Source organism: Arthrobacter sp. KN11-1C (assembly GCF_052180225.1).
Lineage (GTDB): Bacteria > Actinomycetota > Actinomycetes > Actinomycetales > Micrococcaceae > Arthrobacter.
The window spans coordinates 4,297,938-4,312,910 of the sequence record NZ_CP197467.1 but is presented as its reverse complement, the minus strand read 5'-3'; the positions used below and the strand labels follow the sequence as shown (position 1 = coordinate 4,312,910).

Sequence of the window (14,973 nt, the reverse complement as noted above, 5' to 3'; positions counted from 1 at the left end):
ACGCTACACAGCATCGGCCGGCCCCGGAAGGCGGCCATCGGGGCCGCGCAGGAAGTCCTCAATGGCGTCGGCGGCTGCGTGAGCTCCCCCTGAGCCGCGGACGCGCGCGCTCATCGCCTCAAGGTTGCCCCTGATCGCCCGGTCGCCGCTGACGTCAAGGACCGTTTCCCGGATCAGCTGCGGGGAGAGCCCCTCCAGCGGGAGCCGCCGCCCGAGTCCAAGGTCCTCCACGCGGCGCGCATTGGCTCCTTGCTCGGGCTGCAGCGGGAAGGCCACCAACGGCACTCCGAAATAGAGGGCCTCCATGGTCGAGTTCATCCCGGTGTGGGAAAGGAAAGCGGAGGCGTGCGGCAGGACTTCGAGCTGCGGAAAGAAAGGCCGTACCTCAAAGTTCTCCGGGATGTCTCCGAGCTCAGACTCCTCGACGCGCTCTCCGATTGCCATGGCGACTTGCCACTCGGTGTCCGCGAATCCTTCCAGGCACATCCTGAAGAAGTCCGGGCGGTCATTCAGCGGGGTGGTGCCAAGGGAGATGAACAACAGCGGACTGTCCTTCACCCGCGGTTGCCAGGCCTCCTCGTTACCGCGCAAGCCAAGGCAAGGGCCCACGAAGTGGAACCTGGCATCGAAAGTCTCTCCCGAAGGCTGGAATTCCCTCGGGATGAAGGAGATGTTCAGCGACGCGGGCGGGCCTCCCATGAATTGCAGATGGCCCACGCCATGTTCGGCGGCGAAATCATGGATCCGTTGGCCGACCTGTTTCCACGCCTCCACCATGCCTGGCGGCGGCGGGCCCGGCATGAGGTCCCGCATCGAGAAATGTTCATTGGTGGCGTAGCTCGGAAGCAACGCAATATCGGGCAAGGCCAACTTCGCGGCAGCCATCTTCCCTGAGAGCGTCATGGCGTCGTATGCCAACCCGTCCGGCGGGTCCTCGGCCAGCCGGGCCAGCAGCGCCGGGAACTCCTCCCTCGCGCCCTTGAGGATCCGCTCGAGCAGTCCCGACATCATTCCGGACGGCATTCCGGCGAACATCCCCGTCATCGGCGAGGGTGCCGGAGCGCCCTCGGCCGGCGCCGGACTGGCCTCCGCGGAACGCTCGCGCGGCGGGAGGAAGGCCGCCAGATCCTCTCCACTCGGAAAGAACTCGGCGCCGGCAGATTCAACGGCCTTCGCGTACTTCGCCGACGTGGCGTACGTGACCCGGTGGCCTCTGCGGACCAGCTCCGCGACCACTGGCAGGGTCGGGTTCACATGTCCCGCCGCCGGCAAACAAATGAAGGCTATGTGCATGGCGCCACTCCCTCGGGTGTCGGAACAGTGGATGCTTCACTTGGAAAGATCGATGCCATGAACGCTGCGCCGGCGCGATTTCAGCCCAGTCTCCAACTTGGTCCGCACCTCGCGCTTCACACGGGCGGCAAGCTCGGTCTCATGCATATCCAGGAAGGTCCGGACGGCGCGCGGATCCCACGGCACCAGGGACCGCAGCGCCCAGCTGACTGCCTTGACCACGGTGTCGTCGCGATCATTGATCAAGATCCCGACGACGGCGAGCGTCCGCTGCGTATCGCCGGTTCCCCACCGTGACCTCGTGTTGAGGACCGTCGTGGAGACAAGCGCAATGCGCCGCCACCAGCGGTCCGGGCTCCGTGCCCAGCCGTCGACGTCGGCGTCCGAGATGAGCCCTTCGCGCCAGGCCGGCCCCACCAAGACTGTCGCGAACGCATCAGCCTGGCCCCAAGTGGAAATGCCTTCTCCCAAGTATTCAAGCCGGGCCCGCGTCAGCTCAGCGAAAGCCGCCTGATGGGCATTGATGAATTCCCATCCCTCCCAGGCAAAGCCGGCCCGCACAAGCCCTTCGGCGAGATTGAAGACGACGGCGCCGTCCATCGTGGCGATTTCCGCCGAAACCCGGCGGCGGACGGTGCGGAAGCTCGCGGCGTCGTGCTTCTCCAAAGCGCGCAGTTCCTCGAGGACGCGCGCCAACAATTGCCCCGGTTGGGTATCCCCCGGAGAGACTAGTACTCCGTGCGAAGCCACTTTCGGCTCCCCGATTTCGCAGGCTGAACGCTATTTTGCGGGGGCGTCGTCGGTATCCGGGCCTTCGGCGGGTTCCTGGCTATGAAGGCCCGTATCGTGGGGCACCCAGCCCTCCGTTTCCCCTTCGGCAGGGGCGTCACTGTGATGGCGGACGTCGTTGGGATCTGCTGTTTTGCTCATTACGGATACTCCCCTGTCCTTCGTTGGACTGTTCCCGCGAACGCCTTAAAGTCTACGCCGGGGAGGGGGAGTGTGGCCTAGGCTAGGCAAGGAACTACCGAACGAATTCAACGGCTGAATGCAGAGGTGAAGAATGGCAAAGCGACCCAACCAGGCAGTAAGGATTGCGCAGGAAACGGCCCACAACGCCATGTTCGACGCCAGCGGCAATGCCAAGCCCGGTGTCCACAACGTGCTGCTTCGCGCCGTCGAAGTCCAGCGTCCCCTTGTCCTGGCCAACCTGCGCCGCCTGCAGCGCAAACACCCGCACGCCACGGCGGCCCAGTTGGCCGCCAAACTTGAGCGCGACTACCTCGCCGCAGTCACCGGAGGGGGTGCCGCCGTCGGGGCAACCGCCGTCGTACCCGGGATCGGCACCGCAGCCTCGCTGGGCCTGTCCGCGGTTGCCACCATCGGCTTCCTGGAAGGAACCGCGCTTTATGCCGCTTCCCTGGCCGAACTCCACGGCATCCGCCTGACCGATCCCGACCGTGCACGAACCATGGTCATGGCCATCATGCTCGGCGAGGAAGGCACGGCCCTGCTCGGTGCGCTCAGCGGACAAACGCTCGGCAAAGGCAGAGGCGTCACGCAGGCCTGGGGCAAGACCCTTACCAAGAAGTTGCCTGGCGGAGGATTCGGAGTCATTCGCGACGCCATCCAGCGCGCCTTCCTCAAGCGGCTCGTCCAGCGCCAAGGCGCCGCTTTCCTCGGCCGGGCCCTGCCTTTCGGAGTGGGGGCCGTGGTGGGAGGGGTCGGAAACCGCGTCATGGGGCGCGCCGTAGCGGCCTCGGCAAGAGAAGCATTCGGTCCCATGCCGGACATCATCCCGGGCGAGCTGCTTCCAGCCGCCCGCCAGAACGCGCTGGAAGGCGGAAAATAGTGGATCTCAACGCTGATTCGGGGGAGTCGTTCGGCTCCTGGACCATGGGGAACGACGCTTCAATGTTCCGGATTGTCAGCAGCGCCAACGTTGCCTGCGGCTTCCACGCCGGGGATCCGGTGACCATGCTGGACAGCTGCCGCGCCGCCTTCGAACTCGACGTCCGGGTGGGTGCCCACGTGGGCTACCGGGACTTGCACGGCTTCGGGCGCCGATCGATGGACATGTCCTTCGACGAGCTCTTCGGCGACGTCCTGTACCAGCTCGGTGCCCTGGACGGCATGGCCCATGCCGTGGGCGCCTCTGTAGACTACGTCAAACCGCACGGTGCCCTGTACAACAGGATCGTCAACGACGTCGAGCAGGCGGAAGCCGTGGTGGCCGCAATTCACGCCTACGATCCCGGGCTTCCCGTCCTTGGCCTGCCGGGCTCGGCATTATTGCGGCTGGCCGAAGAATCCGGGCACCCGGTGTTCCGGGAGGCTTTCGTGGACCGCGGCTACATGCCGGACGGAACGCTGGTGCCGCGCTCGCAGGACGGCGCGGTGGTGCACGACGCCGCCGCGGTCGTCGAGCGGGCCGTGCGCTTTGCCGTACGGGGCGAGGTGCTGGCCGTGGACGGCACGGTGGTGCGGGTGAAGCCCGATTCGTTGTGCATCCACGGTGACACCCCAGGCGCTGTCGAGCTGGCTGCGGCGGTGCGCGCCGGCCTTGAGGAAGCTGGTGTGGAGATTGAATCCTTCGCCTGACCGGGAGCTTTTGCCCTGCGGCGACAGCGCTTTCTTGGTGGAATTGCCGGAACTGGCCGCCGTCGTCGCGTACTACCGCGGGCTGACCGGGGCGGGCGTTTCTGCCGGCGTTTCAACGCCGGAGGGGATCATCGACGTCGTGCCCGCGGCCCGCACTGTCCTGGTCACCTTCGATCCCGAAACGATCCGTCCTTCCGAAGTCCGCGACTGGCTGGAGTCCGCGGAACCGGCATACGACGCTGCGGCTTCGGGCCGCGAAGTGACCATCGAAGTCTCCTACGGCGGCCCCGACCTTGCGGAAACGGCGCAGTTCCTGGGCATGAGCGAGGCTGACGTGGTCAAGCTCCACTCGAGCTCGGAATGGACGGCCGCGTTTTCCGGCTTTGCGCCCGGCTTCGTGTACCTGGTCACGACACATGAGCGGCTCCGCGTCCCGCGTCGGAACACTCCGCGCACTGCCGTGCCGGCTGGCTCTGTTGGCCTCGCGGGCGAGTTCAGCGGGGTCTACCCACGATCCTCTCCAGGCGGGTGGCAGTTGATCGGAACGACGACGGCGGCACTGTGGGACGCGTCCAAAGCCGAGCCCGCGCTCATCCGGCCGGGTGACCTGGTCCGGTTCGTGGAGGCCTGATGGGGATCGTAGTGGTGAACCCCGGCCCGCTCACCTTGGTGGAAGACCTTGGCAGGAAAGGCTGGGCCTCGTTGGGGCTGAGCCCTTCCGGCGCACTCGACCGGCAATCGCTTCGCCTTGCCAATATGCTCGCCGGGAATCCTGCGGAGGCGGCCGGGCTGGAAATATTGCTGGGCGGGCTTCGCCTGCGGTTCGTCACGGCGTCGACCATTGTGGTGTCAGGCGCCGAGGGGATCGTGACCCTCAACGGGGCCGAGATTCCGTTGAACCAAGCCGTACGGGTGGCTCCGGGTGCCGTGCTTGATTTCGGTACTCCGCTGTTCGGACTGAGATATTACCTGGCGGTTCAGGGCGGCATCGACGCGCCCAGGCTCCTCGGTTCAAGCAGCACGGACATGCTCTCCGGTGAAGGCCCGGCGCCGTTGACATCGGGTGGACAGTTGGGAATCGGGCGGGTTTCCGCTGGCAACGGCCTGGTTTCCGGTATGGGTTCCGGTGCGGGGGCTGGGACCGGGGCCGGGACTTTAACCCGCGATAATGCGCGTGGCCTCCCTGCTATCCGCAGCGCTCCTGATCCGGGGCGAGCAATCGTAGCCCGCGTGGACCGCGGCCCCCGTGCGGACTGGTTCGACCTAGACTCCTGGCGCCGCTTGGTCAGCCAGGAATGGATCCTATCGCCTGATTCCAACAGGATCGGTGCCCGATTGGTGGGCCGCCCGCTCACCCAGACCCGGCTGGGGGAACTGCCCAGCGAAGGAATGGTGCTCGGCGCACTGCAAGTGCCGCCGTCGGGCCTTCCTACGGTATTCCTGGCAGACCATCCCGTGACGGGTGGCTACCCTGTGATCGCCGTGGTGCGTCGCACGGACCTGGACTTGTTAGGTCAAGCCCGCCCGGGCCAGCGGATCCGTTTCCTGGGCTGACGGTCCCCACCACTGGACATGCGCCTTCTTCGCTGCGAGGGGTGGGCATGTCCCTTGTTCGTGCGCACCCGCGCTGGACATGCGCCTTCCTGGGTGTGAGGAGTGGACATGTTGGGTTTATGTCCATTGCTCAGGGGTAGGGGTGGGCATGTCCCGTTCCGCCTGGAGGGTACCCGCGCTGGACATGCGCCTTCCTGGATGCGAGGAGGGGACATATTGGGTTTATGTCCAATGCTCAGCGGCAGGGGTGGGCATGTCCCCTTCCGCCTGGAGGGTACCCGCGTCAGCCGAACAGCAAGTGCGCCACGGTGAAGATCGCGAGCCCGGCCAGCGAACCCACCACGGTGCCGTTGATGCGGATGTACTGCAGGTCCTTGCCCACTTGGAGTTCGATCTTTTGCGAGGTTTCCTCGGCATCCCAGCGCGCCACGGTGTCCGTGATGACCCCCGCGATGTCGGAGCGGTACGTTTTGACGAGGTACCCGGCGGCATCGCCGATCCAGGCGTTGACCTTGCCCGCCAGCTCGTCATCACTGACAAGCCGCGAACCGAAGTCCCGGACGGCGCTCTTGAAACGCTGCGTCAGTTCGCTGTCGGGATCGTCAACGGCGGTGAGCAGCGCGTTCTTGATGGTGCCCCACGTGCGGGAGGCAAGTTCGCGGACCTCGGGATCACCGAGGACCTGGGCCTTGATTGTCTCGGCCCGGGCGATCATTGCGGGATCGTGCTGAAGGTCCTGGGCCAGATCCCCGAGGTATGTGTCGATCGATTGGCGCACTTGGTGGTCGGGATCCTGCTGCACAGCCCGGATGAACTTGGCGATTTCGTTATAGACCCGGTCGCCCACGATGTCGTCCACGAAGGACGGAACCCAGAGGGGCGAACGGTCGGACACGAGCCGGTTCACCGTGGAGTGGTTCGCTTCCACCCAATCCGCCGCCCGGTCAACCAGCAGATCCACGAGCTTGTGGTGGTGGCCGTCGGCAAAGATCCGTTCGGCCATCCGGCCCACCGGCGGTCCCCAGGGCGGGGTGAGCAAGTGCTTGCGGACCATGCCCTCGATCACTGCCTGCACGTCGTCGTCGTTCAACACGGTGAACGCGCCGCGAATCAGTGCTGAACCTTCCCTGGCGATACGCTCCGGACCACCGGGGGAGGCGAGCCACGTGCCGGCTTTCCGGGCGATGTCCACGCTCGCGAGCTTCTCCTGGACCACTTGCTCGGACAGGAAGTTGGTCTCGACGAATTCGCCAAGCGAGGCGCCGATCTGGTCCTTCCGCCGCGGGATGATGGCCGTGTGCGGGATCTTCAGGCCCATGGGGTACTTGAACAGGGCGGTGACGGCGAACCAGTCGGCCAGCGCTCCGACCATGCCGCCCTCGGCGGCTGCCCGCACATATTCCAGCCACGGATACTGCTTCTGCAGGGCGAAGGCGGCCGTGAATACCACCGCCATCACAATCAGGAGCGCAAGCGCCACGGATTTCATCCGACGGAGGGCTGCAGCCTTTTCGGCGTCGCCGTTCCGTTGCCCGACGCCGGCCGCAACCGTGGAGCCGTTCCTGGCACTTGCGCGCCGGGTAGCCTCCGCCGTCGGGTCGCTATCGCTGTCCGTCACCGGGATTTGTTCAGAGTTCACCTGCATGTGCCCAGCGTAGCCCCGTCGCCGTCGCGGGCGTGGGCTACCGTGTCCCCATGACGATTGACAACCCCGGTCGCCCGGAGCAAACGGAACAAAGCACGCGACCCAAGGTCTACGCCCACCGCGGAGCCAGTGCCGCATTTGCGGAGCACACGCGTGCCGCTTACTTGAAGGCAATCGCCGACGGCGCCGACGGCGTCGAGTGCGATGTCCACCTGACCCGCGACCAGCACGTGGTCCTGCTTCACGACGCGAACTTGGACCGCACGTCGGACGGCACCGGTCCCGTGGCCGAGAAGACGCTCGAAGAGCTGCGGCAGCTGGACTTCTCCTCCTGGAAGGGCGCCAGGATTCCGGACCAGTACGGGGCAAAGTCGGACCAGCTCCTCACGCTCCCGGAGCTGCTGGACATCCTGCGCGATGCCGGCAGGGCCATCGGCCTGGCCATCGAGCTCAAGCACCCGAGCCCATACCAGCTCAAGCTTGAAGACCGCGTGCTGGAGGTTCTGGGCAGCCAGGGTTGGGATGCAGAGACCTCCACGCTGGACAACATCCAGGTTTCTTTCATGAGCTTCAGCCCGGATTCCGTCAAGCACCTGCTCCAGTTCGTTCCCGGGGAGCACATCTGCCAGCTCGTGGACGACGTCACGGTGGAAGAAATCCGCGATGAACTTGGCCTGGGTGCCATCACCGGGGGAGCCGTGGCCAACGTGATGAAGGCAGCCCAGCAGGAAGGCGAGCGGATCCTGGACGACTGCGAGGTCGGGCTGGCCGGCCCGGGCATCGACTACGTCCGCAAGCACGCCCGCACCGTCCAGCGCTGGCTGGAATCAGGCCGCCGCTTCCGGGTGTGGACCGTCGACTCGGAGAACGATGTCGCCCTGTGCCAAGGCCTCGGCATCCACGAGATCACCACGAACAAGCCGGCGCAGGTCCTGGCCCAGCTTTAGGCACAGCGGGCACCCAACTAACTCGCAGTTGTTGTCGTTTTGGGGCTCCAAAACGACAACAACTGCGAGTCAGATGACCGTGTTGCTCAGGGTTCCGATGCCGCCCAGCGTGATATCCACCTGGTCGCCCGGCTGGACAGCAACGAAGGTGTTCGGAGCTCCTGTCATGATGACGTCGCCTGGTTCCAGGGTGAGCCATTCGGTGACGTAGACGAGGCAATCCGTGATGGAGGACGGCAGGTTGAAGGAACCGGACCTGGCCTTGACCTCGCCGTTGACCGCTACTTCCGTACTTACGTTGTCCGGGTCCTCGATCCCGGTTTCGATCCACGGACCGAGCGGCGTGTAGTTGGTGCCGGACTTGCCCTGGAAGAGCTTTTCGTCGATCTGGTTTTGGTCCACGTTGGTGACGTCGTTGACCACGGTGTAGCCAAGGACGTGGCTCAAGGCGTTCTCCGCTGTGAGGTTCTCCGCCCGTTTTCCGATGACGGCGGCAAGCTCGCCCTCCACGTTCACCGTGCCCGCGTTGCGCACGGCCACGATGTCATCACCCGGCCCGGCGATGCTGTGGACCGACTTGTGCCAGGCCTGGATGGGCAGCACGTGGTTGTTGTTGCCCAGGTTGTGCCCGATTCCCAGCACTACGGAAGGGCGGACAGGCGCGAGGAACTCGGCGTCGTCCGCGGAGCTGGATTCTCCCGTGAAGGAAAGGACCTCGGCAAAGGGATCCTCGATGTGGTCCCAGCTTCCGTTGCGCAGCACTGCATGCTGAGGGCCGGAGGGTGTCTGTAGGCGGGCGATGCGCATGGAACTCCTCGTTGAATTTCGTGGGGCAGCGGACGGGGGCGATGGTCGGCGCCAAGCCCGACTAAGGAAGAACATACATCATACTGAACCTAGTCCAGCATTCTGAACGATTGTGAACAGTCTGCGCTCGGCTCTTCGAGTTTCCGGTTACCGCGCCGGGCGGGGCTGTGGTTGCATGAATACATGCCTTTTTCGTGGTCCGCCCGGACAACCCAGACAATCTCCGCGGCGGCCATGAGTGCACTGTTACTCGTGAGCGCCAGGAAGCACTTCCAGGAGCCGAAGTTCTACGCTCCGGTCGTCCCGGACTATCTCTGCCGCAAGGACCATGCGGTCGAAAACGCCGAACTCGAGGATGGCCAAGACAAGGCCAAACCAACCGCACCGCGCAACGGCGCCTTGGCGGTCATGTCCCGGGAGGAATGGATCGCGGTGAGCGGACTGCTTGAGGCGGCTGCCGCCGTCGGACTTCTCATTCCTGTCACCCGCAAGGCCGCAGCCCGCGGCACCACCCTGATGTTCACCGCATTCCTGGCCGGGCACGTGGACGCGCTCCGGCGTGCATACTCTCCCGGCGGAACCGCATCCGCGCGGCGGATTCACACACTGCGCCTACCGTTGCAGATCTCCTTGATCCTGTGGGCATGGAGTTTGGCCGGAGCGAAACGGGGAGCATGAAACTCCTCGAATCCCCGGCGGTGAAGGTGGGAATCTCCATCAGCATCGCAACGGGCCTCTACGGCATCTCGTTCGGGGCGTTGGCCTCGGCCTCCGGGTTCAGTTTCTGGCAGACCATGGCGTTCAGCCTGCTCATGTTCAGCGGAGGCTCGCAGTTCGCCTTCATAGGCGTCGTGGCCGGCGGCGGATCCGGTATTGCAGCCATGACCGCGGCGGCGCTGCTGGGCTTGCGCAACGGCATCTACGGGATGCAGATGAACGCGCTGTTGCGCCCCCGCGGTTGGCTCAAGTACCCGCAAGCCCACATCACCATCGACGAATCCACGGCCACCGCTTCGGGCCAACGGAATCCGGACGAACAGCGCCGTGGCTTCTGGACCGCCGGACTCGGCATTTTCGTGTTGTGGAACATCTTCACGGCCGTCGGCGCCCTGGCCGGCGATGCCTTGGGCGATCCCAAGCGATGGGGGCTCGACGGCGCCGCCGTTGCAGCGTTCCTCGGCCTGCTCTGGCCACGGCTCAAGGGCCGTGAGCCTTGGGCGATTGCAGCAGCCGCTGCGCTGGCAACCATCGTTGCGGTCCCGTTCGTTCCGGCGGGCGTGCCCATTCTCGTGGCTGCAGTGGTGGCGGGGGCCATCGGCTGGTTCAGTCACGGCCGCAGCGACGAAGGGATGGAGCCCGACGTCGATCCCTACCCGCATGGTCATTCAAGCGCTGACGCTTCCAGCCGCGAAAGGAACGCCGAATGAACCTCTGGCTCTGGATCCTCATCGCCTGCGGACTGGCGTACCTCACGAAGCTTTCGGGCTATTTCGTGCCGGCGAAGCTACTGCGGAGTCCCCGGATGATGCGTGTGGCCGGCACCATGACCATCGGCCTGCTGACGTCCCTGACCGTCGTCAATGCGGTGGCCTCCGGCCAGTCCCTCGCCTTCGACGCCCGGCTCGGTGCCCTCGCAGCTGGAGCCATCGCGCTGTGGCTCCGGGCCCCGTTCCTGGTGGTGGTCATCGTCGGATCAGCAGCGGCCGCGGGGCTGCGGCTGCTCGGCTGGCGCTGAACCGCAGCGGGCAGTGGCGATCGTAGCTGCGGTGCGGACCGCCGTCGTGCGCTGGTTATTGAAAAGTCATCCCGGGGATGGGGGTCTGTTGCGGCAGCGGGCGCGACGGGCGTTCGGTGCGGATGGCGTCCTCAAGCAAGGCAACCGGCCGTTCCCAGGCGCGGGATCCCGGCTCCATGGTGTCGACGGCGCCGATCAGCATGGCAACAAGGCGCACCATGTCCTCGATGGAAATGTCCCGGCGCAGCGAACCCTGGCCCTGGCCGCGGCTGAGGAGTTCAGCCATGGAATCGATCAAGCCGCCCGTGATACCCACAAGGAGTCCGCGGCGGCCGGCGACGGCGCCCAGCAGGTTGGCGTCTTCGCTGGCAACCTGGACTACGGCGTCGATCACGTTGATGAGCCCGACGGCGGCATCCATGCCAGCGAGGGACTCCGCCACGACCGGGTCCACGTGAAGCCTGAGTTGCCGCGATAGGGCAGCCAAGACGAGTTGTTCTTTGTCCGCGAAGTTGCGGAACAAGGTGGCCGGGCCGACACCTGCGGTGGCCGCGATGGTCTGCAGGGGAACCTCCGGACCCAGCTCGCGGAAGCACTGCCGCGCCGCCGTGATGATCTTGTCGACATTGCGCGCAGCGTCAGCTCTAAGTGGCTTGCGTTCCAAGGGCCGGTCCATGCTGCTCACAGTAGCAACGGAGGGCCTCCAATCACTTTTGTGACATTCTTGCCCATGAAAGACTGGATTCATGTTGCTTGCCTTCTCAGTTGCCCCGTCCGGCCAGCCCACTGCTGGCGCCGTATCCGTTGATGGCTCGGTACACGACGCCGTTGCCGAAGCCGTGAAGATCGTCCGCGAATCCGGGCTCCCCAACCAGACGGACTCGATGTTCACCACCATCGAGGGCGAGTGGGATGAGGTGTTCGACGTCGTCAAGCGCGCCACCGAGGCCGTGGGCAAGTACGGTAACCGGGTTTCCCTGGTGATCAAGGCGGATATCCGGCCGGGATACGCCGGAGAACTCACGGGTAAGGTCGAGCGGCTTGAAAAGGCGATCGCCCAGGGGGAGTAGGTCCTTCCCACTGCCCGTGCCCGGTGCCAGACTGGGGCCATGTTTGAACACAACGGATTTGAACACAAGGCCCAGCCCGGCTGGGTGGCCGTCGAGGAATACCTGTCCACCGCCGTCGTCCGCCCGAACGCCGCGCTCAAACACGCGGTGCAGTCCGCCCTCGACGCCGGGATGCCGCCCATCGAGGTAGCGCCCAACGCCGGCAAGTTGCTCAAGATGCTGGTGCAGTTGTCCGGCGCGCGGCACGTGCTCGAGATCGGCACTTTGGCCGGCTTCAGCGCGATCTGGATGGCCCAGGGACTGCCCGACGACGGCCGCCTGGTCACGTGCGAATACCTCCCCAAACACGCTGAAGTCGCCAGGGTAAACCTGGACATGGCGGGGATCGGGCACAAAGTAGACATCCGGATCGGCCCGGCGCTGGAGACCCTTGCGGCGCTGGCCGAAGATCCCATGCGGGACGGCCCGTTCGACTTTGTCTTCATCGATGCCGACAAGGAGAACGATTCCAACTACCTCGACTGGGCCATCAGGCTCGGGAGGCCGGGCACGGTGATCGTCATGGACAATGTCATCTGGGAGGGCGCCATCCTGGATCCTTCCATGGATGAGGTGAACGCGCCGGGCATCGTAGGGGCACTCGAGATGATGGGCAGGGATCCGCGACTCGACGCGACGGCCATCCAAACCGTTGGATCCAAGGGCTGGGACGGCTTCGCGATAGCCCGCGTGGTGTGACGCTAGGCTGTCCGCATGGAATTTACCCTTCGCCCGGCAACGATGGACGACGTCGAGCCCCTGACCCGCATGCACTTTGCTGCCTGGCGGGAAAGCTACGGACACCTCTTGCCCGAGGAGTTCTTCGCCAGCCGTGAAGCCACCATCAACACACGGATCGAGAGGCAGCGCGAAGCATTGGCGGGCTCGTACAAGCCGATGCTCGCCCACGACACCGACGGCGCGCTTGTGGGAATCGCTTCTTCCGGGCAGTCCCGCGATGAGGATGGGCCGTGCGACGTGGAACTGCAGATGATCTACACCTTGCGTCGAGTGCACGGATTGGGCGTGGGGCAAGCATTGCTCGACGCCGTTGTCGGCAACGCTGCCGCATACCTTTGGGTGCTTGAAGACAATCCACGTGCCCAGGCGTTCTACCGCAAGAATGGCTTCCAGCCTGACGGTACGCGTCAGCTCCTGCCGCCGGATTGGCACGAACTGCCGGAGATCCGGATGGTGCGTGCTGCCGTCGGGGGCTGAGCGCAACGCTGGTGCGTGCCGCCGTCGGGGGCTGACCGCAAGGCTGGGGCGTCAACTAGGGTTGAAGGATGACCGGAAGAGGGCGGGTGTAGTGGCGAAGCGTGGCAAGGGCAGGGGCGCCGGGCAGGCTGCCGGGGTCATCGAGGTGCCCGCGGGCACCAAGCCGAACGGTCCCGTGGAGGGCGTCTACTACATCGACACCGGGGATTGTGAACTCGTTGCCGACCCGGACAACTCCAACGGCTGGCTCCTGAAGATCAATGGCGTCATGAGCTCGCACATCGACGTGGCAGAACCGCTGTTCCTGGACTTCGAGTACATGCGCTGGATTGCGGCCCTGGTGGAATCCAAATGGCCGCCCGAGTCCAAGCCGAAGCTGCGTGCCTTGCATCTGGGCGGCGGAGCATGTTCCCTTGCCCGGTACTTCCACGCCGCCTACCCGGATGCGCGCCAAGTGGTGGTGGAGCTTGACGGCAAACTGGCCGAGTATGTTCGCGGCTGGTTCGACCTCCCGAAGGCCCCATTGCTGCGAATCCGCGTGGGTGAAGCAAGGGAAGTGACCGAGGGCCTCACTCCGGACACCCGCGACCTCATCATCCGGGACGTCTTTGCCGGGGCCCTCACTCCGAGGGCGCTCACCACCCGCGAATTCAACGACCACGCGTCCAGGGTGCTGGCGCCGGGCGGGCTCTACGTGGTGAATTCCGGGGATGCGCCGGACCTCAAGAACGCCCGCGAGGACGCCGCCACCATCGCAGACACCTTTGCGCACACCATGATCATTGCCGATCCCGCGATGCTCAAGGGCAGGCGGTACGGAAACATGATCATGGCGGGTAGCCACGAGCCCTTCGGCGACGATCCCCAGTTGGCCCGGAAGCTCCTCGGCGGGGCGGTGCCCGCGCATATCTGGAACGACGCCAAGGTGCGGGCATTCGCCGTCGGCGCCCAGATCCGGCACGATCCGCGGCCAACCGCCTGACGGTTGCCCTCCGATGCGCTCATATGTGAGCGAGCGTTGGCCGGGGAGGGCGTATATGTGAGCGGGGGTTGGGACTTCAGCGGCGAGCCAGCAGCAGCTCGCGGTGGGCGGCGGTCTCCTCCTGCAGGGCGTGCACGACGGCGGCAACGGCGGGGCGGCGCATCGAGTCGGGCCGCAGGACCATCCAATAGGGGAGCAGCTCCGCGAAATCCGAGGGCAGCAGCCGCACCAGGTCCGGGTGACGGTCCGCCATGAAGCACGGCAGGAAGCCGACGCCGGCTCCGGCACGCGTCGCTTCCACGTGGACGAAGACGTTCGTGGAGCTCAGGCCGTCGCGCATGGAGGGGACCAGCCGGCGCGGGGCATCGAGATCGTCCACCTGCAGCATGGAATCCACGAAATAGACCAGCTGATGCTGCGTGAGCTCCTCCACCGTGCCGGGCACGCCGTGAAAAGCCAAGTACTCGCGCGAGGCATACATTCCCAGCATGTACTCGCCCAAAAGCACAGCCTCGGCCCGGTGCACCTGGGGTTCGCCCACCACCACCTCGAGGTCCAGTCCGGAACGCTGCTGGAGCGCCCGACGGGTCACCGTGATGATCTCGACCGTGAGGCCCGGATGCGATCGCCGCAATCGCGCCACGGCGGGTGCCGCGATGTACGCGCTGAAACCGTCGGTTGCCGTCATGCGCACGACGCCGGCAATGGGGTCCGGCGCGCGGTCTTCCGGTCCCAGCGTGCCCACGGCCGCTTCGATCCGCTCTGCGACGCCCACCGCCTCGGCACCGAGCTCCGTGACTTCCCAGCCACCTGCCGCCCTCGCGAGGACCCGGCCGCCGAGCGCCTTCTCGAGCGCGGCGATCCTGCGGGAAACGGTGGTGTGGTTCAGGCCCAAGGCCTGGGCCGCCGTCGTGAACTTTCCTGAGCGCGATACCGCGAGGAGGACGAGGAGGTCGTCGGGATTCGGATTCATATCTGCAATTCTGCACACATAAGGTGCCATTTTGGGTATTGAAGCCCCAGTATTGTGCGGCAATACTCATTGGAGCATTTCGTGTTGTGGATCACAGCACGTGTCAGTG

At 65.4% G+C, this 14,973-nt stretch carries 19 protein-coding genes; 12 read left to right on the top strand and 7 right to left on the bottom strand.

Annotation, left to right across the window (positions count from 1 at the left end):
• Positions 1-3: 3 nt before the first annotated feature.
• Genes ACSBOX_RS20205 through ACSBOX_RS20195 form a run of 3 tightly spaced genes read right to left on the bottom strand, consistent with a single transcriptional unit; the run spans position 4 to position 2,223 of the window.
• Positions 4-1,293, bottom strand: coding sequence for a macrolide family glycosyltransferase (locus tag ACSBOX_RS20205; RefSeq protein ID WP_442544055.1), 1,290 nt, complete (start codon positions 1,291-1,293; stop codon positions 4-6).
• Between the two features lie 36 nt (positions 1,294-1,329).
• The gene (locus tag ACSBOX_RS20200; protein WP_442544054.1) at positions 1,330-2,043 is read right to left on the bottom strand and encodes a DNA alkylation repair protein; all 714 of its coding nucleotides are present in this window, start codon (positions 2,041-2,043) and stop codon (positions 1,330-1,332) included.
• A 30-nt stretch (positions 2,044-2,073) separates the two neighbouring features.
• Positions 2,074-2,223: a hypothetical protein gene (locus ACSBOX_RS20195; protein ID WP_442544053.1), complete on the bottom strand. Its 150-nt coding sequence runs from the start codon at positions 2,221-2,223 to the stop codon at positions 2,074-2,076.
• 133 nt (positions 2,224-2,356) lie between these two features.
• On the opposite strand from ACSBOX_RS20195, the gene ACSBOX_RS20190 reads away from it, so the two are divergent.
• The 4 genes from ACSBOX_RS20190 to ACSBOX_RS20175 are packed head-to-tail and all read left to right on the top strand — an operon-like array spanning position 2,357 to position 5,448.
• Positions 2,357-3,145, top strand: coding sequence for a hypothetical protein (locus tag ACSBOX_RS20190; RefSeq protein WP_442544052.1), 789 nt, complete (start codon positions 2,357-2,359; stop codon positions 3,143-3,145).
• Positions 3,145-3,894, top strand: a complete 750-nt coding sequence (locus ACSBOX_RS20185; RefSeq protein ID WP_241707273.1) for a LamB/YcsF family protein — start codon at positions 3,145-3,147, stop codon at positions 3,892-3,894. Before ACSBOX_RS20190 ends, ACSBOX_RS20185 begins: the two co-directional genes overlap by 1 nt.
• Positions 3,895-3,931: 37 nt before the next feature.
• Positions 3,932-4,525: a 5-oxoprolinase subunit PxpB gene (gene pxpB / locus ACSBOX_RS20180; protein ID WP_442546077.1), complete on the top strand. Its 594-nt coding sequence runs from the start codon at positions 3,932-3,934 to the stop codon at positions 4,523-4,525.
• On the top strand, positions 4,525-5,448 hold the full coding sequence (locus tag ACSBOX_RS20175; protein ID WP_442544051.1) for a biotin-dependent carboxyltransferase family protein: 924 nt from the start codon (positions 4,525-4,527) through the stop codon (positions 5,446-5,448). Before pxpB ends, ACSBOX_RS20175 begins: the two co-directional genes overlap by 1 nt.
• A gap of 283 nt (positions 5,449-5,731) precedes the next feature.
• On the opposite strand, the gene ACSBOX_RS20170 is transcribed toward ACSBOX_RS20175, so the two are convergent.
• Entirely contained in the window at positions 5,732-7,093 is a 1,362-nt protein-coding gene (locus tag ACSBOX_RS20170) for a DUF445 domain-containing protein (protein WP_442544050.1), read from the bottom strand.
• A gap of 50 nt (positions 7,094-7,143) precedes the next feature.
• Here ACSBOX_RS20170 and ACSBOX_RS20165 point away from each other — a divergent pair, with 50 nt between their 5' ends.
• A complete protein-coding gene (locus ACSBOX_RS20165; protein ID WP_442544049.1) occupies positions 7,144-8,040 on the top strand; it encodes a glycerophosphodiester phosphodiesterase in 897 nt (298 codons plus the stop codon).
• Between the two features lie 69 nt (positions 8,041-8,109).
• Here the strand turns inward: ACSBOX_RS20165 and ACSBOX_RS20160 are convergent, their stop codons facing one another.
• A complete protein-coding gene (locus ACSBOX_RS20160; protein ID WP_442544048.1) occupies positions 8,110-8,847 on the bottom strand; it encodes a fumarylacetoacetate hydrolase family protein in 738 nt (245 codons plus the stop codon).
• A 183-nt stretch (positions 8,848-9,030) separates the two neighbouring features.
• On the opposite strand from ACSBOX_RS20160, the gene ACSBOX_RS20155 reads away from it, so the two are divergent.
• The 3 genes from ACSBOX_RS20155 to ACSBOX_RS20145 are packed head-to-tail and all read left to right on the top strand — an operon-like array spanning position 9,031 to position 10,582.
• Entirely contained in the window at positions 9,031-9,525 is a 495-nt protein-coding gene (locus tag ACSBOX_RS20155) for a DoxX family protein (RefSeq protein ID WP_442544047.1), read from the top strand.
• Positions 9,522-10,274 (top strand): AzlC family ABC transporter permease, encoded by a 753-nt coding sequence (locus ACSBOX_RS20150; RefSeq protein ID WP_442544046.1) that lies wholly within the window; start codon positions 9,522-9,524, stop codon positions 10,272-10,274. Before ACSBOX_RS20155 ends, ACSBOX_RS20150 begins: the two co-directional genes overlap by 4 nt.
• A complete protein-coding gene (locus ACSBOX_RS20145; protein WP_442544045.1) occupies positions 10,271-10,582 on the top strand; it encodes an AzlD domain-containing protein in 312 nt (103 codons plus the stop codon). The genes ACSBOX_RS20150 and ACSBOX_RS20145 overlap by 4 nt, the downstream gene beginning before the upstream one ends.
• A gap of 55 nt (positions 10,583-10,637) precedes the next feature.
• Here the strand turns inward: ACSBOX_RS20145 and ACSBOX_RS20140 are convergent, their stop codons facing one another.
• On the bottom strand, positions 10,638-11,258 hold the full coding sequence (locus ACSBOX_RS20140; protein ID WP_241707286.1) for a TetR/AcrR family transcriptional regulator: 621 nt from the start codon (positions 11,256-11,258) through the stop codon (positions 10,638-10,640).
• Positions 11,259-11,328: 70 nt separating this feature from the next.
• Here ACSBOX_RS20140 and ACSBOX_RS20135 point away from each other — a divergent pair, with 70 nt between their 5' ends.
• The 4 genes from ACSBOX_RS20135 to ACSBOX_RS20120 all read left to right on the top strand — a co-directional run bounded on the left by ACSBOX_RS20135 (position 11,329) and on the right by ACSBOX_RS20120 (position 13,891).
• The gene (locus tag ACSBOX_RS20135) at positions 11,329-11,652 is read left to right on the top strand and encodes a thiamine-binding protein (protein ID WP_078106842.1); all 324 of its coding nucleotides are present in this window, start codon (positions 11,329-11,331) and stop codon (positions 11,650-11,652) included.
• 39 nt (positions 11,653-11,691) lie between these two features.
• The gene (locus ACSBOX_RS20130; RefSeq protein ID WP_442544044.1) at positions 11,692-12,390 is read left to right on the top strand and encodes an O-methyltransferase; all 699 of its coding nucleotides are present in this window, start codon (positions 11,692-11,694) and stop codon (positions 12,388-12,390) included.
• A 15-nt stretch (positions 12,391-12,405) separates the two neighbouring features.
• Positions 12,406-12,909 (top strand): GNAT family N-acetyltransferase, encoded by a 504-nt coding sequence (locus ACSBOX_RS20125; RefSeq protein WP_442544043.1) that lies wholly within the window; start codon positions 12,406-12,408, stop codon positions 12,907-12,909.
• A 91-nt stretch (positions 12,910-13,000) separates the two neighbouring features.
• Positions 13,001-13,891, top strand: coding sequence for a spermidine synthase (locus ACSBOX_RS20120; RefSeq protein ID WP_442544042.1), 891 nt, complete (start codon positions 13,001-13,003; stop codon positions 13,889-13,891).
• Positions 13,892-13,967: 76 nt separating this feature from the next.
• On the opposite strand, the gene ACSBOX_RS20115 is transcribed toward ACSBOX_RS20120, so the two are convergent.
• Positions 13,968-14,864, bottom strand: a complete 897-nt coding sequence (locus ACSBOX_RS20115; RefSeq protein ID WP_442544041.1) for a LysR family transcriptional regulator — start codon at positions 14,862-14,864, stop codon at positions 13,968-13,970.
• Between the last annotated feature and the right edge of the window lie 109 nt (positions 14,865-14,973).

What these genes read in the sequence shown, in the direction of transcription:
- ACSBOX_RS20205 (WP_442544055.1), bottom strand. Translation starts at nt 1,293, where the DNA reads ATGCACATAGCCTTCATTTGTTTGCCGGCGGCGGGACATGTGAACCCG.
- ACSBOX_RS20195 (WP_442544053.1), bottom strand. Translation starts at nt 2,223, where the DNA reads ATGAGCAAAACAGCAGATCCCAACGACGTCCGCCATCACAGTGACGCC.
- ACSBOX_RS20190 (WP_442544052.1), top strand. Translation starts at nt 2,357, where the DNA reads ATGGCAAAGCGACCCAACCAGGCAGTAAGGATTGCGCAGGAAACGGCC.
- ACSBOX_RS20175 (WP_442544051.1), top strand. Translation starts at nt 4,525, where the DNA reads ATGGGGATCGTAGTGGTGAACCCCGGCCCGCTCACCTTGGTGGAAGAC.
- ACSBOX_RS20170 (WP_442544050.1), bottom strand. Translation starts at nt 7,093, where the DNA reads ATGCAGGTGAACTCTGAACAAATCCCGGTGACGGACAGCGATAGCGAC.
- ACSBOX_RS20165 (WP_442544049.1), top strand. Translation starts at nt 7,144, where the DNA reads ATGACGATTGACAACCCCGGTCGCCCGGAGCAAACGGAACAAAGCACG.
- ACSBOX_RS20160 (WP_442544048.1), bottom strand. Translation starts at nt 8,847, where the DNA reads ATGCGCATCGCCCGCCTACAGACACCCTCCGGCCCTCAGCATGCAGTG.
- ACSBOX_RS20155 (WP_442544047.1), top strand. Translation starts at nt 9,031, where the DNA reads ATGCCTTTTTCGTGGTCCGCCCGGACAACCCAGACAATCTCCGCGGCG.
- ACSBOX_RS20150 (WP_442544046.1), top strand. Translation starts at nt 9,522, where the DNA reads ATGAAACTCCTCGAATCCCCGGCGGTGAAGGTGGGAATCTCCATCAGC.
- ACSBOX_RS20145 (WP_442544045.1), top strand. Translation starts at nt 10,271, where the DNA reads ATGAACCTCTGGCTCTGGATCCTCATCGCCTGCGGACTGGCGTACCTC.
- ACSBOX_RS20140 (WP_241707286.1), bottom strand. Translation starts at nt 11,258, where the DNA reads ATGGACCGGCCCTTGGAACGCAAGCCACTTAGAGCTGACGCTGCGCGC.
- ACSBOX_RS20135 (WP_078106842.1), top strand. Translation starts at nt 11,329, where the DNA reads ATGTTGCTTGCCTTCTCAGTTGCCCCGTCCGGCCAGCCCACTGCTGGC.
- ACSBOX_RS20130 (WP_442544044.1), top strand. Translation starts at nt 11,692, where the DNA reads ATGTTTGAACACAACGGATTTGAACACAAGGCCCAGCCCGGCTGGGTG.
- ACSBOX_RS20125 (WP_442544043.1), top strand. Translation starts at nt 12,406, where the DNA reads ATGGAATTTACCCTTCGCCCGGCAACGATGGACGACGTCGAGCCCCTG.
- ACSBOX_RS20115 (WP_442544041.1), bottom strand. Translation starts at nt 14,864, where the DNA reads ATGAATCCGAATCCCGACGACCTCCTCGTCCTCCTCGCGGTATCGCGC.